The sequence below is a fragment of the Burkholderia aenigmatica genome (assembly GCF_902499175.1).
Classification (GTDB): Bacteria; Pseudomonadota; Gammaproteobacteria; order Burkholderiales; family Burkholderiaceae; genus Burkholderia; species Burkholderia aenigmatica.
The window spans coordinates 102,352-125,179 of record NZ_CABVQC010000009.1; the positions used below are offsets into that span (position 1 = coordinate 102,352).

Annotated in this window: 21 protein-coding genes and 1 tRNA gene; 10 read left to right on the forward strand and 12 right to left on the reverse strand. The window is 66.4% G+C overall.

Annotated elements, in window-relative coordinates; all coding sequences use genetic code 11:
- Positions 1-67 precede the first annotated feature (67 nt).
- Both moaC and BDO18943_RS09175 read left to right on the forward strand, forming a co-directional pair.
- Entirely contained in the window at positions 68-556 is a 489-nt protein-coding gene (moaC, locus tag BDO18943_RS09170) for a cyclic pyranopterin monophosphate synthase MoaC (RefSeq protein ID WP_043190762.1), read from the forward strand.
- A 97-nt stretch (positions 557-653) separates the two neighbouring features.
- Positions 654-1,862, forward strand: a complete 1,209-nt coding sequence (locus BDO18943_RS09175; protein WP_175022038.1) for a hypothetical protein — start codon at positions 654-656, stop codon at positions 1,860-1,862.
- 118 nt (positions 1,863-1,980) lie between these two features.
- Here BDO18943_RS09175 and BDO18943_RS09180 read toward each other — a convergent pair whose 3' ends face one another.
- The 10 genes from BDO18943_RS09180 to BDO18943_RS09225 all read right to left on the reverse strand — a co-directional run bounded on the left by BDO18943_RS09180 (position 1,981) and on the right by BDO18943_RS09225 (position 11,351).
- Entirely contained in the window at positions 1,981-2,331 is a 351-nt protein-coding gene (locus tag BDO18943_RS09180; RefSeq protein WP_089451216.1) for a TonB family protein, read from the reverse strand.
- Between the two features lie 454 nt (positions 2,332-2,785).
- Positions 2,786-4,564, reverse strand: a complete 1,779-nt coding sequence (locus BDO18943_RS09185; RefSeq protein ID WP_175022039.1) for a PglL family O-oligosaccharyltransferase — start codon at positions 4,562-4,564, stop codon at positions 2,786-2,788.
- Positions 4,565-4,717: 153 nt separating this feature from the next.
- Positions 4,718-5,314, reverse strand: a complete 597-nt coding sequence (locus tag BDO18943_RS09190; protein ID WP_043190753.1) for a pilin — start codon at positions 5,312-5,314, stop codon at positions 4,718-4,720.
- Positions 5,315-5,412: 98 nt separating this feature from the next.
- Entirely contained in the window at positions 5,413-6,117 is a 705-nt protein-coding gene (locus BDO18943_RS09195; protein ID WP_175022040.1) for a TerC family protein, read from the reverse strand.
- Between the two features lie 156 nt (positions 6,118-6,273).
- Positions 6,274-7,155 (reverse strand): succinate--CoA ligase subunit alpha, encoded by an 882-nt coding sequence (gene sucD, locus BDO18943_RS09200; RefSeq protein WP_006477916.1) that lies wholly within the window; start codon positions 7,153-7,155, stop codon positions 6,274-6,276.
- A gap of 69 nt (positions 7,156-7,224) precedes the next feature.
- Positions 7,225-8,391 carry an ADP-forming succinate--CoA ligase subunit beta gene (gene sucC, locus BDO18943_RS09205; RefSeq protein ID WP_043190750.1) on the reverse strand — a complete coding sequence of 389 codons (1,167 nt, stop codon included), beginning with the start codon at positions 8,389-8,391 and terminating at the stop codon, positions 7,225-7,227.
- A 68-nt stretch (positions 8,392-8,459) separates the two neighbouring features.
- Positions 8,460-9,068, reverse strand: a complete 609-nt coding sequence (locus tag BDO18943_RS09210; RefSeq protein WP_175022041.1) for a DUF2889 domain-containing protein — start codon at positions 9,066-9,068, stop codon at positions 8,460-8,462.
- 146 nt (positions 9,069-9,214) lie between these two features.
- The gene (gene recX / locus BDO18943_RS09215) at positions 9,215-10,087 is read right to left on the reverse strand and encodes a recombination regulator RecX (RefSeq protein WP_175022042.1); all 873 of its coding nucleotides are present in this window, start codon (positions 10,085-10,087) and stop codon (positions 9,215-9,217) included.
- Positions 10,087-11,160, reverse strand: a complete 1,074-nt coding sequence (recA, locus tag BDO18943_RS09220; RefSeq protein WP_043190741.1) for a recombinase RecA — start codon at positions 11,158-11,160, stop codon at positions 10,087-10,089. Before recA ends, recX begins: the two co-directional genes overlap by 1 nt.
- Positions 11,161-11,210: 50 nt before the next feature.
- On the reverse strand, positions 11,211-11,351 hold the full coding sequence (locus BDO18943_RS09225) for a hypothetical protein (protein ID WP_155292077.1): 141 nt from the start codon (positions 11,349-11,351) through the stop codon (positions 11,211-11,213).
- Between BDO18943_RS09225 and BDO18943_RS09230 the strand changes: the two genes are divergently transcribed.
- The 6 genes from BDO18943_RS09230 to BDO18943_RS09255 all read left to right on the forward strand — a co-directional run bounded on the left by BDO18943_RS09230 (position 11,350) and on the right by BDO18943_RS09255 (position 19,427).
- On the forward strand, positions 11,350-12,078 hold the full coding sequence (locus BDO18943_RS09230) for a response regulator transcription factor (protein ID WP_041492943.1): 729 nt from the start codon (positions 11,350-11,352) through the stop codon (positions 12,076-12,078). The two genes, BDO18943_RS09225 and BDO18943_RS09230, sit on opposite strands and share 2 nt — an antisense overlap.
- Positions 12,079-12,095: 17 nt before the next feature.
- A complete protein-coding gene (locus tag BDO18943_RS09235; protein ID WP_043190739.1) occupies positions 12,096-13,643 on the forward strand; it encodes a sensor histidine kinase in 1,548 nt (515 codons plus the stop codon).
- A gap of 226 nt (positions 13,644-13,869) precedes the next feature.
- On the forward strand, positions 13,870-15,528 hold the full coding sequence (locus tag BDO18943_RS09240; RefSeq protein WP_175022043.1) for an MFS transporter: 1,659 nt from the start codon (positions 13,870-13,872) through the stop codon (positions 15,526-15,528).
- Between the two features lie 138 nt (positions 15,529-15,666).
- A tRNA-Met gene (locus BDO18943_RS09245) sits at positions 15,667-15,743 on the forward strand.
- Between the two features lie 571 nt (positions 15,744-16,314).
- Positions 16,315-18,507, forward strand: a complete 2,193-nt coding sequence (locus tag BDO18943_RS09250) for a WD40 repeat domain-containing protein (RefSeq protein WP_175022044.1) — start codon at positions 16,315-16,317, stop codon at positions 18,505-18,507.
- An 86-nt stretch (positions 18,508-18,593) separates the two neighbouring features.
- Positions 18,594-19,427, forward strand: a complete 834-nt coding sequence (locus BDO18943_RS09255) for a hypothetical protein (protein WP_175022045.1) — start codon at positions 18,594-18,596, stop codon at positions 19,425-19,427.
- Between the two features lie 85 nt (positions 19,428-19,512).
- Here BDO18943_RS09255 and BDO18943_RS09260 read toward each other — a convergent pair whose 3' ends face one another.
- Both BDO18943_RS09260 and BDO18943_RS09265 read right to left on the reverse strand, forming a co-directional pair.
- Complete coding sequence (locus BDO18943_RS09260; protein WP_175022046.1) at positions 19,513-20,487, reverse strand: LysR family transcriptional regulator; 975 nt, start codon at positions 20,485-20,487, stop codon at positions 19,513-19,515.
- Positions 20,488-20,668: 181 nt separating this feature from the next.
- Entirely contained in the window at positions 20,669-21,640 is a 972-nt protein-coding gene (locus BDO18943_RS09265) for a GlxA family transcriptional regulator (protein WP_043190728.1), read from the reverse strand.
- Between the two features lie 117 nt (positions 21,641-21,757).
- Here BDO18943_RS09265 and BDO18943_RS09270 point away from each other — a divergent pair, with 117 nt between their 5' ends.
- Both BDO18943_RS09270 and BDO18943_RS09275 read left to right on the forward strand, forming a co-directional pair.
- On the forward strand, positions 21,758-22,441 hold the full coding sequence (locus tag BDO18943_RS09270; protein ID WP_175022047.1) for a DJ-1/PfpI family protein: 684 nt from the start codon (positions 21,758-21,760) through the stop codon (positions 22,439-22,441).
- Positions 22,442-22,516: 75 nt separating this feature from the next.
- A complete protein-coding gene (locus BDO18943_RS09275; protein ID WP_175022048.1) occupies positions 22,517-22,828 on the forward strand; it encodes a cupin domain-containing protein in 312 nt (103 codons plus the stop codon).

Consider the following 22,828-nt stretch of genomic DNA (forward strand, 5'->3'; position numbering starts at 1 on the left):
TGCCCCGCCCGATCGCGACGCCGGATCGAGGGACGTGCTCGCGCACTCCGTTCCACTAGAGGAAGACATGTCAGGACTCACCCATTTCGACGCCGCCGGCCACGCCCACATGGTCGACGTCGGCGGCAAGCAGGAAACGCAACGCATCGCGATCGCGCGCGGCACGATCCGGATGCTGCCGGCCACCTTCGCGCTGATCCGCGACGGCAAGGCGAAGAAAGGCGACGTGCTCGGCGTCGCGCGCATCGCGGCCATCCAGGGCGCCAAGCGCACGGCCGACCTGATCCCGCTGTGCCACCCGCTCGCGCTGACGCGCGTAGCCGTCGACTTCGAACTCGACGACGCGCTGCCGGGCGTCCATTGCGTCGCGCAGGTCGAGACGTTCGGCCGGACCGGCGTCGAGATGGAAGCGCTGACCGCCGTGCAGGTCGGGCTGCTGACCGTCTACGACATGTGCAAGGCCGTCGATCGCGGGATGGTGATCACCGACGTGAGCGTGCGCGAGAAGCGCGGCGGGAAGTCGGGGGACTGGAAGGCGGAAGACACGGCGGGTTGAATGCCAGCGGCGGCCGCAGCAGCAGCCATTCACGGGGCATCGTCGGCCGTAACGATGTCCCGTTCGAACGATAAAGAGCCAGAAAAACACATCACAAATGAAGACCCACACGCTGAAATACGGCGCGGCACTGCTGTGCGCGCTCGCCCTGCTGCCGGCCGCCGCATCGGCCGCCGGCACCTGCCCCGCCGCCGACACCGCCGCGCGCGCGGCCATCGACACGCAGCATCGCGTCCAGCAGATCCGCGTTCCGCCGAGCGACGGCGGCGGCGTCGACATTGCACCACCGCTGCGCGACGCGCTGCGTGCGTACAAGCAGGCGCTCGTCGGCGCGATCGACGCGCGGCTCGCGTGCAGCGACGAACAGGTCGACCCGGCCGCGCTGAAACGCACGCTCGCGACCACGCTCGGCGTGCCCGCCCAACCCACTACCCAGTTTAAAGATGGCGAATCGGCATTCGGCCGCAATCCGGACGTCGGCGTCGAACGCGGCGGCACGTCGCGCCCGTTGCTTTTCGTGCGCGCCGGTTTCGACATCGCATGCGGCGACGACAACGTGCTGACCGCGTACGCCTGGGAAAACGGTGCTTGGCGGCGCGTGCTGCGCTGGCAGGCCGGCGACTACAAGGACATCGGCGGCGCGTACGGCGCCGGCTTCTGGTTCTCGGCGCTACCCGGCGGGCAGGTCGCGGTCGTCCACGGCACGCCGTGGTGCGCGTCGCGCTGGAGCCAGTTCGCCGTGGACGTGGTCGCGCCGGCCAACGGCTCGGCCGTGCAGCGCACGGTGTTCCATTCCGAGAACAGCTACGTGCTCGACGAAAACCCGATCCGCTTCAAGGTGCGCCCCGACGGCTTCGAGGTGCGGGCGACGGTCGGCTCGAAGGACAGCGATGTGATGACGCGGCCGGGCGTCTTCCGCTATCGCGTCGACGGCGGCACCGTGCAGCGCGTACAGCCCGTTGCGCTCAACGGCCGCGATTTCGTCGACGAATGGCTGAAGGCGGACGATGCGCTGGCGCGCGAATGGAGCGAGCCCGCCGCCGCAGCGGCCGCGCTGAAAGGCCGACAGGTGTTCGAAAAGGCCAGCAAGACTGCCGACAGGGGGTTCGCGTACGGCCCGGTGCGCAGTTGCTCGGACAGCAAGGACCGCTTTCAGGTCGAACTCGATCTGACGGGCAACACCGGAGAAACGGTCGCGCGGCACTATGCGCTGATTCGCCAGGAGCGCAACGGGTTCACGCTGCTCGGGCTGAGCACGGCGGCCGAGCCGGCTTGCCGCGGCGCGAACCTGATGCCGCAGCACTGAACGTCGGGCGCGCGCCACAACGGCCGCGCGCATCGACTGTCGGCGGCCGAGCGAAACGGTGCGGGTGGCCGCGGCGAAGCCGGACGGCAACCCGCACGCAGGCCGCACCGCCTGCCCATCACTGGCCGCGCTGCGGCTCGAACACGAACGGTTGGGTCAGCATGAACGGGTTCGCGGTCGCGCCCGTCTGCACGCAGGTCGCGTGCGTCATCGCGTCGATGGCCGCGCGATCGGCCGCCGCATTGCGGCTGCTCGTGGTCACCGTGACGTTCTGCGCCTCGCCGGACGTCGTCATCAGCGCGCGCACGAGTACGGTCGCCGGGCGCGTGAGCGGCTTCGCGGTATCCGGATAGACGGCACGCGGAATGTGGCAGGTCAGCTTGCTTTCCTGCGACGACGACAGCATCGCGCAGCCGGAAAACAGCATCGCGACGGCGGGCAGGATCAGGTAGGTCGAGCGAATAGCCATGGTCGAATATCGTTCTTGAGCACTGTTCCGGACACACGCGCCGCGCACCGGGGAACATCGCCCGGCCGCACCGCGTGCGTCACACTGCGCCGCGGCCTTCGGACCGGCGCCCCGTTACGGCCGCACAGCCGATCGATGCCCGGCCGCGATCCTGCGTGGTGAACCTCCCGGATGGCCGGGGTACTGCTTGTGCTGACGCCGGCCCAGGCCCTATGCGAGCCGGTACGCACGCGCTTTCGCGCATTGTGCACGCGCCACCCGGAAAGCGGCGGTGATTTGACAATGGTTGACGCGAATCGCCGCGCGTTCAGCCAGAATCCGCGCAATCCGCGAGGTAATCGCTACGCGGCCGGATTCGCCGGGTTCGCGCCCGGCAGTTCGGCCCGACGCACACTACGACTTCCTCACCGCGCGGCACATGCCGGCATTCCCCGTCCGGCAGGCGCGGCACGCATCAATCCGAATCGTCGTCGTCCTCGTCGTCGGCCGCATCGGCCGGCACTTCGCCGTATTTCGCGACGACCGCCGCCTTGAACGGCTTCAGCGCCGGCTGCTGATCGCACAGCTTGTACAGCGCCGCCAGTTGCTGCGGCCAGTCCTTCAACTCCTTCGCAAACACGTGCAGGCGCGCGACGGTGTCGAGCGCATCGGTGTTGCGGCCCGCCAGCGCCTGCAGCGCCGCATAGCGGCGCAGCACCGTCTCGCCGGGCAGCAGCGCGATCGCGCGTTCATGCGCGGCGAGCTTGGCCGGCAGGTCGTCCGCCGAAATCGGCAGCAGCGTGGCCGCGCCGTATTCACCCCACGCGCCGAACAGCAGCGACGGTGCATCGCGGTACTGCGCGGCCGGATCGCTGCCGTAATACAGCACTTCCGCGCGCTGGTAGTCGCGCAGCACGGGCACCGCCGCCAGCACGCCGCCGACCGACAGCACCGCGAACAACCCGAACGCTGCGCGCCCCGGCAGGATGCGCAGCGGCTTCACGTCGAGCAGCCCGATCACGAACATCGCCGGCAACAGGAAGAACATGTACTGCTGCGGATACTCGACCAGCGCGTGCATCAACAGGATGCCGATCAGCGCAAAGCCGAACACGCGCATGCTCGACTGCGGCGCGCGCACCGCACGCACAAACCACGTCACGAGCGTGACGACGAGCACGCCCAAGCCGACGAGGCCGGACTTCGCGAGCAGGTCGATGAAGATGTCGTGCGAGTTGTTCGCAATCTCGACGCCGCCGAGCGAACGCACGAGCGCGAACTGGTGCGACGGGAACTCGCCCCAGCCGACGCCGAGCAGCGGATGCTCGCGGAACATCGCGAGCCCGTACTTCCACAGCGCGAGACGCGGCGCAATCTGCCCCGCGTCGCGCATCCGGTCGGCCGCGGATTCCGCGAGATTCAGGTGATAGTGCACGTTGGCCCAGCGCACCGCGACGTTCACCGCGATGAATGCCACCGCGAGCACGACCGGGATCAGCCACGCGCGCGCATTGCCCGGCGCACGACGCGATTCGAGCCACGCCATCCAGAAGCCTGCGACGACCATGACCCCGACCTGCAGCCACGGCCCGCGCGACACCGTCAGCGCGAGACCGACCGACAGCACGATCGACAGCGCGAACCACGCCCATACCGCGAGCCGGCGCGTCTGCACGAGATACAGGGCGCCGGCGAGCGCGAACGCGATGTAGCTGGCCAGATGGTTCGCCTGCGCCATGTTGCCGTACGGACGGCGATCGACCGCGACGTTGTACATCACGACGAACGGCGACAGCGCCGACTCGAGGTGGAACAACTGCGCGATCTGGGTTCCGACCGCGAACACGCCGCCGATGAGCAGCGCACCGGCCATCATCCGCGACACGGCCTCGGCCAGCCCGTCGCGCGCGAGCGCATAGCCGGCCTGCATCGCGACCAGCGCGGCGGCAAGATAGCCGACCGCCAGCCAGTTCATCGACGGCACCTTGAGCGGGATCAGCGCGACCTGCGCGATGAGCACCACGGCGAACCCGAGCGGCGCGACGAACGCGGCCGGCGCCGCAAACGGCTCGGCCGGGCGACCCGTGCGCGCGAGCAGCACGACGGACACCCCCACCAGCAGATACAGCACCAGCGCGGAAAACTCGGAATAGAAGGTCGGGATCGGATACGTGTGATTCGTGATTGCGTACGGCACGATCAGGGCGACAGCCAGTGCAACGAGCGGCAACGAACGGGAAAAAGTGGAGGGCATGAGCGAACCGGATGTCAGCAACCGGCGCACTATACAAAACTTTCCCCCCTCTGTGCGGGGCCTTCGCGCCGCGACCCGACGCGGGATGACCGCCCGGGCCGGCGGAAGCGGCGGCCGGCATGCTGCCCGCGCCGCCCTGCCCCGCCGCCGGCACTACGCGCGACACTCCGCCGGCGCATATTTCGCAGGCAGCGTCGCGGCGTCGCCCGGCAACGGCCCGGCCCCCGGCGCCGGCAACGACGACGCATCCTTGCCGGCGGCGAAGCACTCCCACGCGATCGCACCGGCCTGCATCGCGCCCTTTTTAAGCGGCACGCGCGCGGTGGGCGCATCGGCCTTGTCGGGCGCCGACGGCACGAGCACCAGCGTATTGGCGCCGGCCGCGGCGACGCGCGTGGTGAATGCGACCGTGATCTGGCCGGTCGCGCCGTCGATCGCGACGGATTCGACATTGCGGGTCGCGGCCGGCGGGCTGTAGCCGCCATCGAGGCTCGTGCCGCTTGCCGCGTTGTCGGCGACGGCAAGCCGCGCGGACGACGCGAGCGCGAGCCCCTCGCCGACGCGCGAGCGCGCCAGGTAATCCTGGTACGCGGGAATCGCATAGGCTGCGATCACGCCGACGATCGCCAGCACGATCATCAGTTCGATCAGCGTGAAGCCGGCCGGCCGCCAGCGCGGCGACGGCCGGTTCGCGCGCCGCAGATCGGCGGCCACGCGACGGAACAGGGAAATGGAAAAGGCTTCGAACATGGCAGGCTCCGGAAACGAAAAACGCCTGCCGGTAAAGGCAGGCGTCTCGATCGTAGCCAGCGGGCCGTGAATCCGGCAGTCGGCCGGACGGCCAATAGTCAGTGCGCGTGCGGTACGTCGCGGCGCTTCCTGAGCGTGTAACCGATCGCCACGACGAACAGCGCGCCTGCGATGCTCGCGCCGTAGAGGACCTCCGGCGTGTCGAGCACCGGCCAGCGGTCGCCGACCGGGTCGTTCACGATCAGCCCGCCCGCGATCCAGCCGAGCAGCCCGGCACCGAACGCCACGACGATCGGGAAACGGTCGAGCAGTTTCAGCACCAGCGTGCTGCCCCACACGATGATCGGCACGCTGACGACGAGCCCGAAGATCACCAGCGCGATCCGGTGCGACGGGTCGGCCTGCTCGGCCGCGCCGGCGATCGCGATCACGTTGTCGAGGCTCATCACCGCATCGGCGATCACGATCGTCTTCACCGCGTCCCACAGCCGGCTGGCCGGCTTGATGTCGTCGTGCGCGTCGGCGGCCGGCGCCATCAGCTTGATGCCGATCCACAGCAGCAGCAACCCGCCGCCGAGCTTCAGGAACGGCACGTCGAGCAGCGCGACCGCGAACGTGATCAGCGCGACGCGCAGCAGGATCGCCCCCGCGGTGCCCCAGATGACACCGCGCAGCCGCTGGTTCGCGGGCAGGTTGCGGCAGGCGAGCGCGATCACGACCGCGTTGTCGCCGCCGAGCAGGATATCGATGATGACGATCTGGAGTACGGCGCCCCAGTGGAGCGACGTCAGGAATTCGAGCATGGCGTGACGGGCAGGACGGCGGCCGCCTTGCAGGCGGCCCGGTTCATCGCCGGCACATGCGCGATGCATGCCCGGTGCTTACGAATTCATTGCGCGAGCATAACAAAAAACGCCGGCAAAGCCGGCGTTTTCTGCAGGACGAACCCAGGGGAAATATTACAGCGCCTTCTTCAGCAGACGGCCCATTTCCGACGGGTTGCGCGTGACGGTGATGCCGCACGCTTCCATGATTTCCAGCTTCGCTTCGGCCGTATCCGCACCGCCCGAGATCAGCGCGCCGGCGTGGCCCATGCGCTTGCCCGGAGGCGCCGTGACGCCAGCGATGAAGCCGACGACCGGCTTCTTCATGTTGTCCTTGATCCACTCTGCCGCATTGGCTTCGTCCGGACCACCGATTTCGCCGATCATCACGACCGCATCCGTGTCCGGATCGTCGTTGAACATCTTCATCACGTCGATGTGCTTCAGACCGTTGATCGGGTCGCCGCCGATACCGACTGCCGACGACTGGCCGAGGCCGAGTGCCGTCAGCTGAGCAACCGCTTCATACGTCAGCGTGCCCGAACGCGACACGACGCCGATGCGGCCCTTGCGGTGGATGTGACCCGGCATGATGCCGATCTTCAGCTCGTCCGGCGTGATCGTGCCCGGGCAGTTCGGCCCGAGCAGCAGCGTCTTGCGGCCTTCACGGCGCATGCGGTCCTTCACTTCGATCATGTCGCGGACGGGGATGCCTTCCGTGATACAGATCGCGAGATCCAGATCGGCTTCGACCGCTTCCCAGATCGCAGCCGCTGCGCCTGCCGGCGGAACGTAGATGACCGACACGGTCGCGCCGGTTTCTGCCTTCGCTTCCTTGACGCTTGCGTAGATCGGAATGCCTTCGAAGTCTTCGCCGGCCTTCTTCGGGTTCACGCCCGCGACGAATGCTTCGCGGCCGTTTGCGTATTCACGGCAGGCGCGCGTATGGAACTGACCGGTTTTGCCGGTAATGCCCTGCGTGATGACCTTCGTGTCCTTGTTGATCAGAATCGACATGTATTTTGACCTCTGTTCGATTGGCGTCGCGAGCGAACCGCGCCGCCATGCGTGTTCATTAGCGCGCGCTTACTTGCCTGCGGCAGCCGCGACGACCTTCTGCGCAGCTTCTTCCATGCTGTCCGCCGAGATGATCGGCAGGCCCGAATCGGCCAGCATCTTCTTGCCGAGGTCCTCGTTCGTGCCCTTCATGCGCACGACGAGCGGCACGTTCAGGTTCACGGCCTTCGAACCGGCGATCACGCCTTCCGCGATCACGTCGCAGCGCATGATGCCGCCGAAGATGTTCACGAGGATCGCCTTCAGATCCGGGTTCTTCAGCATCAGCTTGAACGCTTCGGTGACCTTCTCGGTCGTCGCGCCACCGCCGACGTCCAGGAAGTTCGCCGGCTCGCCGCCGAACAGCTTGATGGTGTCCATCGTCGCCATTGCCAGGCCTGCGCCGTTCACGAGACAGCCGATGTTGCCGTCGAGCGAGATGTACGCGAGGTCGAACTTCGACGCTTCGATTTCAGCCGGATCTTCTTCGTCCAGGTCGCGGTAAGCGACGATTTCCGGGTGGCGGAACAGCGCGTTCGCGTCGAAGTTGAACTTCGCGTCGAGTGCGGTGACCTTGCCGTCGCCCGAGACGTTCAGCGGGTTGATTTCGGCCAGCGATGCGTCGGTTTCCCAGAATGCCTTGTACAGGCCTTGCAGGATCGCGCGCGCTTGCGGAATCGAAGCAGCCGGCACGCCGATCTTCGCGGCGAGATCGTCGGCCTGAGCGTCGAGCAGGCCCGTCGACGGCTCGACGATGACCTTGTGGATCAGTTCCGGGTGCTTTTCGGCGACTTCCTCGATGTCCATGCCGCCTTCGCTCGAACCCATCAGAACGATCTTTTGCGACACGCGATCGACGACGAGGCTGACATACAGTTCCTGCTTGATGTCAGCGCCTTCTTCGATCATCAGACGGTTGACCTTCTGGCCTTCCGGACCGGTCTGGTGCGTGACGAGCTGCATGCCGAGGATCTGGTTCGCGTATTCACGAACCTGCTCGATCGACTTCGCCACCTTCACGCCGCCGCCCTTGCCACGGCCACCCGCGTGAATCTGAGCCTTCACGACCCAAACCGGGCCGCCGAGCTCTTCTGCCACCTTGACGGCCTCGTCAACCGAGAACGCCGGCTTGCCGCGCGGTACCGCGACTCCGAATTTCCGCAGGATTTCCTTACCCTGGTACTCGTGAATCTTCATGCGTGATTCCCTTCAGTCTGAGAGTTGGATGAAAAGTCGCTTTAGACGCTTCTTCGAATGATTTCCGTTCATTCCTTCGTGCTGCCATCACCGGGCACGTCCGGCCGGCTCGCGCCATACCAGCGCGGGTAGTACTGCCGCACGACCTCACCGTCGAACCGCAACGCCCGGCAGCGGCCGAGCTGGAAAGGCGCTTCGTCGTGTGCGCCGTCATGATCCGGCCCTTCGCCGCCCTCTTCGCGCACGTTCCACACATCACCGGCGAACGCCTGGATCGCTGCCGTCGGCAGCACGGCGCACAGTTCGGTGAGATGGGAGCAGCCTGCGACGCCGGCGAGCAGCCGGTTCGCGTTGCGGCGGAAATTGCGGAAGAGATTGAGCCCGATGAGGGCCCGATAGGCGGGAGGGGCGGATTGACAGTGACCGGGATAGGGAACCCATTCCGAAGACGCTTCGGCGTCGACGACATTGAGGTCACGATCGATAGTCACGCGCAGCCAGAGTTCGTGGATCGGCAGGCCCTGGGGCCGGATGCCCGACGCAAGCGCGACATCGCGCGGCTTGTGGTCGGTCAGGCAGGCTTCGATGTCCCACAAGCCGTCGCCGCGCTCGTAAGCTTCCGCTCGGATTGCGCGTTGATGTCGCAACTGACGGGGCACGGGCTCGGATAGCGGCATGCTGGAGGTTGAGGCCGAAGAGGAAAACCCGTGGATTTTAGCATATTGGGTATTTGAGACAGCTTGACGCGACGGCGGGTATTCCCGCCTGTCCGGAAGTGGTTGCGTTGCAGCAAAATCGCGCGCCATGCGCGCGATCGGCGCGGTCAGTCGTCGATCAGGAAATCGTCGCCGACCTTCAGCAACTTCACGATGGTCGCGCTCGAGAAGCCGCGTGCGGCGAGAAAGCGCGCCTGCTTCGCACGCTCGGCCGGCGTTTGCGGCAGTGCACCGAATTTCTTGCGCCAGACTGCCTGCGCACGCGCCCATTCGGTCTCGCGGAGTTGCGCGTTCACTTCCTCGACGAGCGTGTCGCCCACCGCATGACGCTTCAGCTCGCTGACGATGCGTGCGACACCAACGCGCGACGCGCGACGATGCACGAGGCTCTCGGCAAAGCGCGCGTCGGACAGCCAGCCTTCCTGTTCCAGCGCATCGAGCACCGGCTCGACGGATTCGTCGTCGCCGACGTAGGGCGCGAGCTTGCGCGCGAGTTCCGCGCGGCTGTATTCGCGGCGGGATAGATAGCCGAGCGCGCGGCCCTTCAACGATCGCTGAGGCTTCGACGACTTGCGCTCGGTCGCGCCCGGAGCGTCACCTGGCGAAGCACTGGAAGAAGAAGCACCCGACGCGCGACGTGTGCGACGCGGATGCTGGCTGCTGCGCGTATAGACATCTTCCCTGGCCGGCGCCGATGCGTCGGCTGCGCGATCGCCCGGGAAGCTGACACCGGACACGCGACGACGGGAGCGGTCGTGCGCGTCGAACGACTCATCGTCGTCGAACGGATCGTCCGGTGCGGTAATCTCAAACGAAACGAGGGCATCGTCGGATGCCCTCGTCGCGGTGCGGTTCGCGGCATGGCTGCCTGCGACCCGCCGATCGGCGCCCGAGGATCCGGCTCGCCGGCCGGAGCGACCCGCCGTTTCGGGCACGTCGCTCTCCTCCGGCTCGCCAGCCTGACCTCGGCGCCCGACCATCACTCTTCTTCGTCCATCGCCTCGGCTTCGTCCAGGCCAGCACCATCGGGCATGGTGACCACGCCAAGCGATTCGCGAATGCGGTTCTCGATCTCGCGTGCGATTTCCGGATTCTCGCGCAGGAATTCACGCGCGTTGTCCTTGCCCTGGCCGATCTTCTCGCCGTTGTAGCTGTACCAGGCGCCCGCCTTGTCGACGATCTTCGCCTGCACGCCGAGATCGATGATCTCGCCCTGACGCGAAATACCTTCGCCATACAGGATGTCGAAGATCGCTTCGCGGAACGGCGGCGACACCTTGTTCTTGACGACCTTCACGCGGGTTTCGTTGCCGATCACCTCGTCGTTCTTCTTGATCGAGCCGATCCGGCGGATGTCGAGACGCACCGACGAGTAGAACTTCAGCGCGTTACCGCCCGTCGTGGTTTCCGGGTTGCCGAACATCACGCCGATCTTCATCCGGATCTGGTTGATGAAGATCACCAGGCAGTTCGTGCGCTTGATCGTGCCGGTCAGCTTGCGCAGCGCCTGCGACATCAGGCGGGCCTGCAGACCCGGCAGCGAATCGCCCATCTCGCCTTCGATTTCGGCCTTCGGCACGAGCGCCGCGACCGAGTCGATGACGATCATGTCGATCGAGCCCGAGCGCACCAGCGCGTCGGTGATTTCAAGCGCCTGCTCGCCGGTGTCCGGCTGCGAGATCAGCAGCTCCGGCACGTTCACGCCGAGCTTCGCTGCATATTGAACGTCGAGCGCGTGCTCGGCGTCGATGAACGCCGCCGTACCGCCGATCTTCTGCAGTTCGGCAATGACCTGCAGCGTGAGCGTGGTTTTACCGGACGATTCCGGACCGTAGATCTCGACCACCCGGCCGCGCGGCAGGCCGCCGACGCCGAGCGCGATATCGAGACCGAGCGAGCCCGTGGACACGACCTGGATGTTCTCCGTCGCCTCGCCGTCGCCCATGCGCATGATCGAGCCCTTGCCGAACTGCTTTTCGATCTGGGCAAGCGCGGCGGCCAGCGCCTTGCTCTTCTCGGCGGTCATCCCGGAGCCCTTCTTGCTATCTTCCATGAATCGTCCTTTGCTATGATGAGCAGCGTCTGTTAGAGGCGCGCCCGCTTTCAAGCGCCGCCCACGAATGCAGACACTGTATAAAAAAACAGTGTTTTGTGCAAGCCCGCAATGCAGGCTGCGTTGTACACGAATAACTTCGGAGACAGCCGGCCGGCGCGAACGCCCTGCCGGCCATCGGTCAGCATCATGCGAATTCTCATCGCGGAAGACGACAGCATACTCGCGGACGGCCTCACCCGGTCACTCCGCCAATCGGGCTATGCGGTCGACCACGTGAAGACCGGCGTCGACGCCGATACGGCGCTGTCGATGCAGACGTTCGACCTGCTGATCCTCGATCTCGGGCTCCCGAAAATGCCCGGGCTCGACGTGCTCAAGCGCCTGCGCGCCCGCAATTCCAACCTCCCCGTGCTGATCCTGACGGCCGCCGACAGCGTCGACGAGCGCGTGAAGGGGCTCGACCTCGGCGCCGACGACTACATGGCCAAGCCGTTCGCGCTCAACGAACTCGAGGCGCGCGTGCGCGCGCTGACCCGGCGCGGCGCGGGCGGCGGCCCGACCGTCGTGCGCCACGGCTCGCTCGCGTTCGACCAGGTCGGCCGCATCGCGTATGCGAACGATCACGTGCTCGATCTCTCCGCACGCGAGCTCGGCCTGCTCGAGGTGCTGCTGCAGCGGATCGGCCGGCTCGTGTCGAAGGAGCAGCTCGTCGACCATCTGTGTGAATGGGGCGAGGAAGTCAGCAACAACGCGATCGAAGTCTACGTGCACCGGCTGCGCAAGAAGATCGAACCCAGCGGCGTACGGATCTCGACCGTGCGCGGCCTCGGCTATTGCCTCGAGAAGGTCGCGCCCGCCGCGCCGGCCGACACGGCAGCGCCCCAGCCCGCGGTGGCCGGCACGCCGCTGCGCTGAACCCGGGCGTCGCCGCGATGGCCACGCCGGCCCATACCCGCCACCCGACCGGCGCGCCGTCGTCGGCCGCCGACGAGGCGCGCGACGCGCGCTACGAGAACCCGTTCGCGCCACCCGACGAAACCGATGCGCCCGAGGCACCACGCCCGCGCTCGCTGTTCGGCGAGATCCTCGACTGGATGCTCGCGCCGCTGCTGCTGCTATGGCCGATGAGCATCGCCGTCACCTATCTGGTCGCGAAGACGATCGCGAACGGCCCGTTCGACCGCGCGCTCGAGACCAACGCGTACGTGCTCGCGCGGCAGATCCATCCGGTAAACGGTGTCGCCGAGCTGACGCTGCCGGAGCAGACACGCGACTTCCTGCGCGCGGACAACGTCGACAGCGTTTACTTCCAGGTGCTCGGCACACGCGGCGAGCTGGTCGCGGGCGAAGCCGACATGCCGCTGCCGCGCGACGAGGATCGCCCGCCGCCAGGCGTCGTCATGTTCCGCGACGACCTGCTGCGCGGCAACGACGTGCGCGTCGCCTATACGACGGTCGCGCTGCCGCAACCGGGCAACACGCAGCCCGTGCTCGTGCAGGTCGGCGAAACGCTGGACAAGCGCAACGCGCTCGCGAACGACATCATCAAGGGCGTGATCCTGCCGCAATTCGTGATCCTGCCGCTCGCGATCCTGCTGGTCTGGTTCGGGCTGTCGCGCGGCCTCGCACCGCTCAACGCGCTGCAGGCGCACATCCGCGCGCGGCGGCCCGACGACCTGTCGCCCGTCGAGGCGCAGCGCGCGCCGCCCGAGATCGAGCCGCTCGTCACGTCGTTCAACGACCTGCTCGCGCGTCTCGAACAGAACATGGCGCTGCAAAAGCGCTTCATCGCCGACGCCGCGCACCAGATGAAGACCCCGCTCGCGGGCCTGCGCACGCAGGCCGAGTTCGCGCTGCGCCACCCCGTCCCGCCCGACGTGCAGCGCTCGCTCGAGCAGATCGCGACGAGCTCCGAGCAGGCCGCGCGGCTCGTCACGCAGTTGCTCGCGCTGGCGCGCGCCGAGAACCGCGCGAGCGGGCTGACGTTCGAGCCGGTCGAGATCGCCACACTCGCGCGGCGCGCGGTGCGCGACTGGGTGCAGGCCGCGCTCGCGAAACGGATGGATCTCGGCTACGAAGGCCCGCCGGACGACACGCCGCTCGACGTCGATGGCAATCCGGTGATGCTGCGCGAGATGCTCGGCAACCTGATCGACAACGCGATCCGCTACACGCCGGACGGCGGCCGCATCACGGTGCGCGTGTGCGCCGAGCCCGCGGCGCGGGTCGTGCATCTCGAAGTCGAGGACACCGGGCCGGGCATCCCGGCCGCCGAACGCGAGCGCGTCGTCGAGCGCTTCTACCGGATCCTCGGCCGCGAAGGCGACGGCAGCGGCCTCGGGCTCGCGATCGTGCGCGAGATCGCCACGCAGCACGGCGGCACGCTGACGCTCGACGATCACGTGTACCAGCACGCACCGCGCCTCGCCGGCACGCTCGTGCGCATCAGCCTGCCGCTGACCGACACCGCCCCGGATTAACCCTGACGCGCGCCGCCGCAGCACGCCGCAATTGCGCCAAAACCGGCGATTTGCCGGACGTTCGAGGCAAGATGGGCACACAAAGCGACCGATTCGACGCGGGTTAACGCGCAGTCGTTTTGCACGCGCGAGTCAGTCCGCCGTAAGTTTCCGTACCAATAATCGTCCACAGGCCCGCTCACCCAAGGCGGCCGCATATCTATATCAAGGGACTTGGAGACGACTCATGGCAACGTTAGGCGGGCAAATTTCGCACGCGCCGATGACGGGCGAAGAGAAGAAGGTGATCTTCGCGTCGTCGCTCGGCACCGTGTTCGAGTGGTACGACTTTTACCTGGCCGGCTCGCTCGCGGCCTACATCAGCAAGAGTTTCTTCTCCGGCGTCAATCCAACCGCCGCGTTCATCTTCACACTGCTCGGCTTCGCGGCCGGCTTCGCGGTGCGGCCGTTCGGCGCGATCGTGTTCGGCCGGCTCGGCGACATGGTCGGACGCAAGCACACGTTCCTCGTGACGATCGTGATCATGGGCATCTCGACGTTCGTGGTCGGCTTCCTGCCCGGCTACACGTCGATCGGCATTGCCGCGCCCGTGATCTTCATCGCGATGCGGCTGCTGCAGGGTCTCGCGCTCGGCGGCGAATACGGCGGCGCGGCGACCTACGTCGCCGAGCATGCGCCGGCCAACCGTCGCGGCTTCTACACCGCGTGGATCCAGACGACCGCCACGCTCGGCTTGTTCCTGTCGCTGCTCGTGATTCTCGGCGTGCGCACGTTCATCGGCGAGGAAGCGTTCGGCAGCTGGGGCTGGCGCGTGCCGTTCGTCGCGTCGATCCTGCTGCTCGCGGTGTCGGTGTGGATCCGGATGCAGCTGAACGAATCGCCGGTGTTCATGCGCATCAAGGCGGAAGGCAAGACGTCGAAAGCGCCGCTGACCGAGGCGTTCGGCCAGTGGAAGAACCTGAAGATCGTGATCCTCGCGCTCGTCGGCCTGACCGCCGGCCAGGCCGTCGTGTGGTACACGGGCCAGTTCTACGCGCTGTTCTTCCTCACGCAGACGCTGAAGGTGGACGGTGCGAGCGCGAACATCCTGATCGCGATCGCGCTCTTGATCGGCACGCCGTTCTTCCTGTTCTTCGGTTCGCTGTCGGACAAGATCGGCCGCAAGCCGATCATCCTCGCGGGCTGCCTGATCGCGGCACTGACCTACTTCCCGCTGTTCAAGGCGCTCACGCACTACGCGAACCCGCAGCTCGAGATTGCGACGCAGAAGGCGCCGATCTCGGTGATCGCCGATCCGGCCAGCTGCGCGTTCCAGTTCAACCCGGTCGGCACGTCGAAGTTCACCGACTCGTGCGACATCGCGAAGGGCGCGCTCGCGAAGGCCGGCCTGAACTACGAGAACGTCGCGGCACCGGCCGGTACGACCGCGCAGATCAAGGTCGGCGACACGGTGGTCGCGGCCTATGACGGTAAGGCGGCCGACGCGAAGGCGCAGGGCGCGGCGTTCGACAAGACGCTCGCGTCGACGCTGAAGTCGGCCGGCTACCCGGCGAAGGCCGACCCGGCGCAGCTCAACTGGCCGATGACGATCGTGATCCTGACGATCCTCGTGATCTACGTGACGATGGTCTACGGCCCGATCGCCGCGATGCTGGTCGAGATGTTCCCGACGCGGATCCGCTACACGTCGATGTCGCTGCCCTATCACATCGGCAACGGCTGGTTCGGCGGCTTCCTGCCGGCGACCGCGTTCGCGATCGTCGCGGCGAAGGGCAACATCTACTCGGGCCTCTGGTATCCGATCGTGATCGCGCTGGGCACGTTCGTGATCGGCCTGCTGTTCGTCAAGGAGACGAAGGACTCGAATATCTACGCGCAGGATTGAGGCCGGGTGGCGGGCGGGTTCCGGTGAACGGCAACCCGCCCCGCGACGAGGCCGGCGCGGGCCGACAGCAACCTTTTTCACGGAAGACGAAAAAAGGTGTTGACAGCCAGACCGGCATTCTCCATAATTCATTTCTTCGGCGAATTAGCTCAGTCGGTTAGAGCGACGGAATCATAATCCGCAGGTCCGGGGTTCGAATCCCTGATTCGCCACCAAATGCGAGAGCCGCTGTTTCGAAAGAAACAGCGGCTTTTTCATTTGTTCCGCCAAAAACACACGCCGTCACATCACGTTGACCGTGTAAGCCTCCGCCAGTCGAACGCGACGATCATTCGGCCATCGTCAATCGCACACGTCCGGTCGAAATCGCGATGCGTGGCTTGAATTCGCCGACGCGAGCCGTCGCGCTGAATGGCCGCGATTTTTCATTTGAGCTCGTCACGCGCCCCGACACCGTTGTCTGCGCAAGACCGACGCCAACAAGAACGATTGAACACAGTCGCAATCGGAGACCCGCGCTTTCAGTTCAACGCTCCAGTACCGGCTCATGCTTTCGTGGCCACGATGATCGTGCCATTGCGCTCGAGACCGGAGCGGGTACGCAACCGATGCCGGCACCGCTCTCCATAAAAGGACGATCCACGCGCCGATGCCTGTATGCGGCGATACCGAACGGTGCAAAAGTCGATACCCCGCGCAATCGCACCCGGTACACAGCAGCACGGGCACTACACCGCACTTAGAATCGGTATGTCCAAATTTCTGCTGCATCCGGGCATAACGTCAATGAAAAAACGCCTCGCATGCTTCCTGTCGGTTCTGATCGGCATCGCCATCCCGCTTGCCTGCCACGCCGACCCTCTGCCAGACACCACCGTCGACGGCCTGCACTGGAGATTCGAGCAGTTGCACGACACCGGGCACGACGACGATTACGAAGTAGCCGCCCGTCGAAGCGAGCAGGTCCTGATCTGGGACAACGGCAAGAACCGGCAAGCTTATGCGGAAGCCGTGTTCCTGCTGGTCTCCGCCCCCTACGATCAGGTGCAGCCGCTGGTGCAACGCGTACTGCAACGGACGAGCCCGGTAACAGCCAATGCCAATAGCTGGCAGCTGCAGAATTTGCCGGATCCCTGGAGTCGTGTGCTGTTATCGCGCCGGCCGGACCTGCGCGCAGCCATCGCCGACCACGCGACCCTGCCGAAACTGCAGCTGGCGCTGCAACAAGGCGCGATCACCCGGCAGGAACTGGACTGGCGCATGGATCAGGCTCGGGCACGCGTCGACCGGCTGTTCCAGGGCTCAGGCGTGCCTGCGCTGCAGTCCACCTACGCATTCTGGGAAGCCCGCCAGGACCACAGCGATGGCATCACCGGTCAGTACCGGAGCGCGCTGTTCGTCAGGGTGCAGGACGTCAGCGCCATATTCGGGCACCCGGCGACGGTCGTTCAGTTCGGTCGCATCGACTCCCGGCCCAACCCCGACTACAGCCTGTGGAAAGCACTGACACTGCAGGACCTGGACATATTCAGCGGCAACCGGACCCAATCCAGCAGGACTGGCATATCCGTCGTACCGGGCGACGTGTTCACGGCATTGTCCGACGCGCTGTCCGCACTGCCAGCCAAGCTGGAAATCGCCACGTCGCCCGCTGCATGGCAGTTACCCACGACACCGTCGATGCCGCCCCCCGCAATCAAGCTGGTCGTGCCGGACCCGAGCGCCCCGGTCATCAAGCCTGCGATCATCCGCTGGGACAAGTTCGTGACCGACCCGTCGCAACGCACGTTGCTGTACCCGCACGACATCCTCGGCCTGCCGGATGGCAGCCTGCTGTTCAGCGCCCAGGTGGCCGACAACCGCGGCTGGAACGAGTATGTGTGGCGACTGCACGCGGGCAACGGTGGGTTGCAGGCGGACGAAGTCTGGCACGGCAAGGACGGCCCGCGACGGATGATGATCAACGGCGACGGCAGCGCCGTCTGGTTCGACGGCCAGCCGGATGCCAAGAGCAACCCATGCCTGTACCGATATGACCTCGCGAGCCGCAAGGTCGATCGTCATGAAGTCGTCTGGCCGAGCGAGACCGATTGGCGAGACCATCAGATGAGCGATATGCACTGGATTCTCGACGACGATCTGCCGGCCAATTTCTGGCATGACATCCGACGTGACGAGAAGAACGAGAACCCGGTCGGTTCCGAATTCCTGACCGTGCAGCGCCCGGCGTCACCGCCGTCGGCCACCGACGATCCATGGCCGTTCGTCACCACGCTGTCGTCGGTACGCCAGTCGCTGATGAACGAGATCAGCAACGGCAGCAATGCCCTGATCTGGCCAGTACGCTGGCGGCCTTCCGGGAGCTACTGGACGGAGGATTCGCAAGGGCTCGCCGAGCTGGACGCCCGCACCGGCCGCGCGCTGCGTACGATCGCCTTGCCCCAGCGCTTCGGCATGCCGAATTCCGTCAGCGCTGCCGGTATCGCGCAATGGGTGCCCAAGCCGCTCGGTTCGCCGCAGGGTCAATGGATCGCGACAGGTTTCGTGCTCCTGCTCGACGACGACGGCAGCATGCCGCCTCCCGTGAAGTATCCCGGCCCGAAACGGAAGCGCTTTGTCGGCATGCACGTGGTGGATCTCAAGAGCGGGCACGTGCTGTCGGCACTGCTGGGCAGTGCCGACAGCTTCAAGGCCGCCGCCCGTTCGGCGAACGGACGCTTCCTGGCAATGGGCACGACCTACACCACTGGCGGCTGGAAGCATCGCGTGGCACTCTGGGACGTCGCACAGGGCCGCACACCCGTGCAGCTCGACACATCGTCGATCCCCAAAGACAGCGAGATCCAGGCGCTGGCCTTTTCATGGAGCGGTTCGGCGCTGTGGGCAATCGGCACGCGCGAACTGATGCTGTGGCAATTGCCCGCCGCGCTGCGTGATCGCGCGACGCGTGGCGCTGCTCCGGATCAGTCCCACAATTGAGGCCGTGGCATTGACTGGCTGCCGACTTCCACGATCGGCGAAAATCGGACACGCGTTCGACCGGTCGGGCCGCTGCCTGCTTCTCCATGACCGGATTCAGCAGTGACCCGATCGCCAACGAAAATACCGAGGATCAGATGACGGAACGTAACGAATCGAACCGCGACAAGCCACGCGGACGCACGAGACGACGCCGGCTGGCGGCAGGTGTCGCGGTCGCCGCGGTTGCCGCTGCCGCGGTGGCAGGCGTGCGATACCTGTCACCGCCCGGCGGCCTGGACAAAAGCGAGATCGACGAGATTCTGAAAGCCGCGCTCGCGGACAAGAACACGGCGCCGACTGACGCCTGCGTCAGCCTGAGCGGCGCCGAGCTGCCCGCCGACGTCACTGCGGCGAGCTTGCTGAGAGTGGACGGGACGGTCCGGAAAGACGTGCAGGCGCTCATCGACCGCGGCCTGATCACCGTCAAATTCGACGCGGGCAAAGGCAAGCCAACCATCAGGAATCCGGATTACGAGCTGAGTGACAAGCATGTGCGCTTGAGCCACATCGAGCTTACCGCGTTCGGGAAGCCATACTACCGATATCAAGAAATCGAGTCGACCGATCCTTCGTCACCCGGCGGGAGCGTCCTGTACATGATCAACCTGTTCTGCGCGCACGTTTCATATGGCGGCGTCGAAAAATTCATGACGCCCTCCAAGAATCCGTTCGACGACAATCCGCATCTGGTGACGTGGGTCAATTTCCTGTGGAAACCGGACAAGCAAGCGACGCCGTGGCTGGCAGACCCGGACCTGCTGGGCGCGCTGTCGTTCTATCCCGAGGACGATGGCTGGGCCCACAAGGGGATTCTCCTCGAGCGGGACGACAACGCGCACTGGGCGCTGGGCAACAATCCGTACACCATCCGCTGGTAGCGGCGGCCTCCCCACGCGTGCCGGCGGCGCGCGCCGGAATCCACGATGGCCGGCAACACGGCCACCCGGGCAGCAGCCTGACGCCTTACGCCGCCACCGCGCCCCTCTGCACCTTCGCCGCCTGCGCCCCCACCCGCCCGCGCCAGTTCTCCCCGCCCTCCAGCGACGGCGTCGACTCGAACACCTCCGCGATCCAGTCGGCGAACACGCGCACCTTCTGCGACAGATGCCGGTTGTGCGGATAGACGATCGAGATCGGCTTCGGCTTCGGATTGCAGTCCGGCAGCACCTCGACCAGCGAGCCGTCGAGCAGGTTCGGCAGCACCATGAACAGCGTCGGCTGGATCATCCCGAACCCTTCGAGCCCGCACGTCACATAGGCATCCGAATCGTTGACCGTGACGCTCCCGTTCATCCGCACCTCGAACGGCTTGCCGTCGATCATGAACACCCACGGAATCGCACGCGCGCCGTGGCTCGAACGAAAATTCACCGCATGATGCTCGGCAAGATCGGCAATCTCGTGCGGCTCGCCGTGACGCGCGAGGTAGTCGGGCGACGCGCAGGTCACGCGCTTCAGCATCCCGATCCGCCGCGCGACCATCGACGAATCCTCGAGCGGCCCGACCCGGATCATGCAGTCGATGCCCTCCTCGACCGGGTCCACGTAGCGGTCGGAGAGCCCCAGTTCGAGCGTGATGTCCGGGTAGCGCTGCCGGAAAATCGACAGCGACGGCAACACGATGCGCCGCCCGAGCGAACTCGGCATGTGGACGCGCAGCACGCCGCTCGGCTTGCGGTTGCCGGTCTGGAAACTCGCGTCGGCCTCCGCGATCTCCGAGATGATCTTCATGCAATGCTCGTAGTACGCCGCCCCTTCCGGCGTCAGCGACAGCCGGCGCGTCGTCCGGTGCATCAGGCGCACGCCGAGCAGCGCCTCGAGGTTCTGGATGATGGTCGTCACCGACGCGCGCGGCATCGCGAGCGTATCGGCCGCGCGCGTGAAGCTGTTCGCGTCGACCACGCGGGTAAAAACTTCCATTGCCTGGATTCGGTCCATGCTGCTCCCCCTTCGAATCGCCAACAAAACAGAATAGAGCGCGTGACGGGCGCGGCACAAGCCCCCACCTATTGTTCTACGATCCTGAATAATTTCCGAATTTCGGACTGGAAAGCGATCGATTTCCGTGCAGTCTCTCGCGGCAATCGTTCCGGCCCCGACCCCGGCCGCACGGCGTGCGTTACCGCACGAACCGTTCGCGATACCCCTGCGGCGACACGCCCAGCACGCGCACGAAACAGCGTCGCAGCGTTTCCTCCGAGCCGAAGCCGCAACGCGCGGCGATCCGCTTGACGGGCCATGCCGTTTCGCCGAGCAGGCGTTGCGCGGCCTCGACGCGGATCTGCTCGACCGCGCGCGCGGGTGTGCGGCCGGTTCCCGCCCGGTAGTGGCGCACGAAGCTGCGTTCGCTCATGCGCACGCGCTCGGCCAGCGCGGGCACCGACAGGTCGGCCGTCAGGTGCTCGGCCATCCACGCGTGCAGTTCGCCGAACCGGTCGTCGGTGCGCTGCATCGACAGCATCGTGCTGAACTGCGCCTGTCCGCCCGGACGCTTCAGGAACACGACGAGTTCGCGCGCGACGTCGAGCGCGGTGGCCCGCCCGAGATCCTCCTCGACCAGCGCAAGCGCGAGATCGATGCCGGCCGTCACGCCGGCCGAGGTCCACAGCGCGCCTTCGCGGATAAAGATCGGATCGGACTCGACGCGCACGTTCGGATAGCGCGCCGCGAATTCGTCGCAGCGCGCCCAGTGCGTGACCGCACGCCGCCCGTCGAGCAGGCCGGCCTCGGCGAGCAGGAACGCGCCGGTGCAGACCGATGCCACGCGCCGTGTGCGCGCCGCCTGCTGCCGTACCCACCGCACCAGCCGCGCATCCTTCGATGCCGCATGCACGCCCTTGCCGCCGGCGACGATCAGCGTATCGGGATGGCGCGCCGCCGAACGCAGCGACTCCGCCATCACGACCAGGCCCGACGACGTCTCGACGGGCCCCGCATCGGCCGCGATGACGCGCGGCGCATACGGCGCCGGCTGGCCGCGCTCCAGCGCAAGCTCGTTGACGGACGCAAACACCTGCAGCGGCCCCGACACGTCGAGCAGCTGCGCGCGAGGGAACGCGAGGACCAGGATCGAACGCGGAGCGGCAGGCATGGCGATTGGCTGAAAACGTGGGTGATATGGCAATTTCGCCAAACACTACGCGCCTAGAATCGATCTGTCCATCCCGTGCCCGCAACGGTTCGTTCCCCTTCCACTCGGAGTCTTCGCATGACCCTGCATATCGGCTTTCTCGTGTTTCCGGGCGTCCAGCAACTCGATCTCACCGGCCCGCACGACGTGCTCGCGTCGCTGCCCGACGCCACCGTCCATCTGGTCTGGAAGTCGCGCGACACCGTCGCGTCGAGCAGCGGGCTCGCGCTCGCGCCGACCTGCACGTTCGACGACTGCCCGCCGCTCGACGTGATCTGCATTCCGGGCGGGATCGGGATCAACGAGTTGCTGCTCGACGCCGAGACGATCGCATTCGTGCAGCAGCGCGCGGCCACCGCGCGCTACGTGACGTCGGTCTGCACGGGTGCGCTGCTGCTCGGCGTGGCCGGCCTGCTGCGCGGGCGGCGCGCGACGACGCACTGGGCGTTCCACACGCTGCTCGAGCCGCTCGGCGCGGTGCCGGTGCGCGAGCGCGTGGTGCGCGACGGCAACCTGATCACGGGCGGCGGCGTCACGGCCGGCATCGACTTCGCACTGACGATCGCCGCGGAACTGGCCGGCGACGAAGAAGCGCAGGCGATCCAGTTGCAGCTCGAATACGCACCCGCGCCGCCGTTCGACGCCGGTTCGCCCGACACCGCGCCGGCCGCGGTCGTGAAGCGCGTCACCGAACGGTCGGCAGCCGGCTTCGCGAAGCGCAAGGAGATCATCGGACAGGCGCTGCGCGCGATGTCGAGCTGAATACGCACACCGGGAAATCGACTCGAAGACTGGAAGACTGGAAGACGACGCGCATTCGCGCCGGAGAACCCATCGATGAACATCATCCGCAGCGCCGCCTTCACCGCCGACCGCGCGTGGGGCGCACTCGACATCGCGAACCTGAACGGCATCACGGTCCGCCTGCACTGGACCGACCAGCCGTATCGGTGGCATGTGAACGACGGCGAGGAAGTGTTCGCGGTGCTCGACGGTCGCGTCGAGATGCGCTATCGCGATGCAGGCGTCGAGCACGCGACGGTACTCGAAACGGGTGACGTGTTCCATGCGGCGGCCGGCGCCGAGCACGTCGCGCATCCGCTCGGCGAAGCACGCATCCTCGTGATCGAAACCGAAGGCAGCGTCTGA

Excerpts from the sequence above, each read along its gene's own strand:
- BDO18943_RS09250 (WP_175022044.1), top strand. The coding sequence starts at position 16,315 with ATGAAAAAACGCCTCGCATGCTTCCTGTCGGTTCTGATCGGCATCGCC.
- BDO18943_RS09265 (WP_043190728.1), bottom strand. The coding sequence starts at position 21,640 with ATGCCTGCCGCTCCGCGTTCGATCCTGGTCCTCGCGTTCCCTCGCGCG.
- BDO18943_RS09255 (WP_175022045.1), top strand. The coding sequence starts at position 18,594 with ATGACCGGATTCAGCAGTGACCCGATCGCCAACGAAAATACCGAGGAT.
- BDO18943_RS09225 (WP_155292077.1), bottom strand. The coding sequence starts at position 11,351 with ATGATGCTGACCGATGGCCGGCAGGGCGTTCGCGCCGGCCGGCTGTCT.
- BDO18943_RS09210 (WP_175022041.1), bottom strand. The coding sequence starts at position 9,068 with ATGCCGCTATCCGAGCCCGTGCCCCGTCAGTTGCGACATCAACGCGCA.
- BDO18943_RS09235 (WP_043190739.1), top strand. The coding sequence starts at position 12,096 with ATGGCCACGCCGGCCCATACCCGCCACCCGACCGGCGCGCCGTCGTCG.
- BDO18943_RS09190 (WP_043190753.1), bottom strand. The coding sequence starts at position 5,314 with ATGTTCGAAGCCTTTTCCATTTCCCTGTTCCGTCGCGTGGCCGCCGAT.
- moaC (WP_043190762.1), top strand. The coding sequence starts at position 68 with ATGTCAGGACTCACCCATTTCGACGCCGCCGGCCACGCCCACATGGTC.
- BDO18943_RS09275 (WP_175022048.1), top strand. The coding sequence starts at position 22,517 with ATGAACATCATCCGCAGCGCCGCCTTCACCGCCGACCGCGCGTGGGGC.
- BDO18943_RS09175 (WP_175022038.1), top strand. The coding sequence starts at position 654 with ATGAAGACCCACACGCTGAAATACGGCGCGGCACTGCTGTGCGCGCTC.
- BDO18943_RS09180 (WP_089451216.1), bottom strand. The coding sequence starts at position 2,331 with ATGGCTATTCGCTCGACCTACCTGATCCTGCCCGCCGTCGCGATGCTG.
- sucC (WP_043190750.1), bottom strand. The coding sequence starts at position 8,391 with ATGAAGATTCACGAGTACCAGGGTAAGGAAATCCTGCGGAAATTCGGA.
- BDO18943_RS09270 (WP_175022047.1), top strand. The coding sequence starts at position 21,758 with ATGACCCTGCATATCGGCTTTCTCGTGTTTCCGGGCGTCCAGCAACTC.
- sucD (WP_006477916.1), bottom strand. The coding sequence starts at position 7,155 with ATGTCGATTCTGATCAACAAGGACACGAAGGTCATCACGCAGGGCATT.
- BDO18943_RS09230 (WP_041492943.1), top strand. The coding sequence starts at position 11,350 with ATGCGAATTCTCATCGCGGAAGACGACAGCATACTCGCGGACGGCCTC.
- recA (WP_043190741.1), bottom strand. The coding sequence starts at position 11,160 with ATGGAAGATAGCAAGAAGGGCTCCGGGATGACCGCCGAGAAGAGCAAG.
- BDO18943_RS09185 (WP_175022039.1), bottom strand. The coding sequence starts at position 4,564 with ATGCCCTCCACTTTTTCCCGTTCGTTGCCGCTCGTTGCACTGGCTGTC.
- BDO18943_RS09240 (WP_175022043.1), top strand. The coding sequence starts at position 13,870 with ATGGCAACGTTAGGCGGGCAAATTTCGCACGCGCCGATGACGGGCGAA.
- recX (WP_175022042.1), bottom strand. The coding sequence starts at position 10,087 with ATGGTCGGGCGCCGAGGTCAGGCTGGCGAGCCGGAGGAGAGCGACGTG.
- BDO18943_RS09260 (WP_175022046.1), bottom strand. The coding sequence starts at position 20,487 with ATGGACCGAATCCAGGCAATGGAAGTTTTTACCCGCGTGGTCGACGCG.
- BDO18943_RS09195 (WP_175022040.1), bottom strand. The coding sequence starts at position 6,117 with ATGCTCGAATTCCTGACGTCGCTCCACTGGGGCGCCGTACTCCAGATC.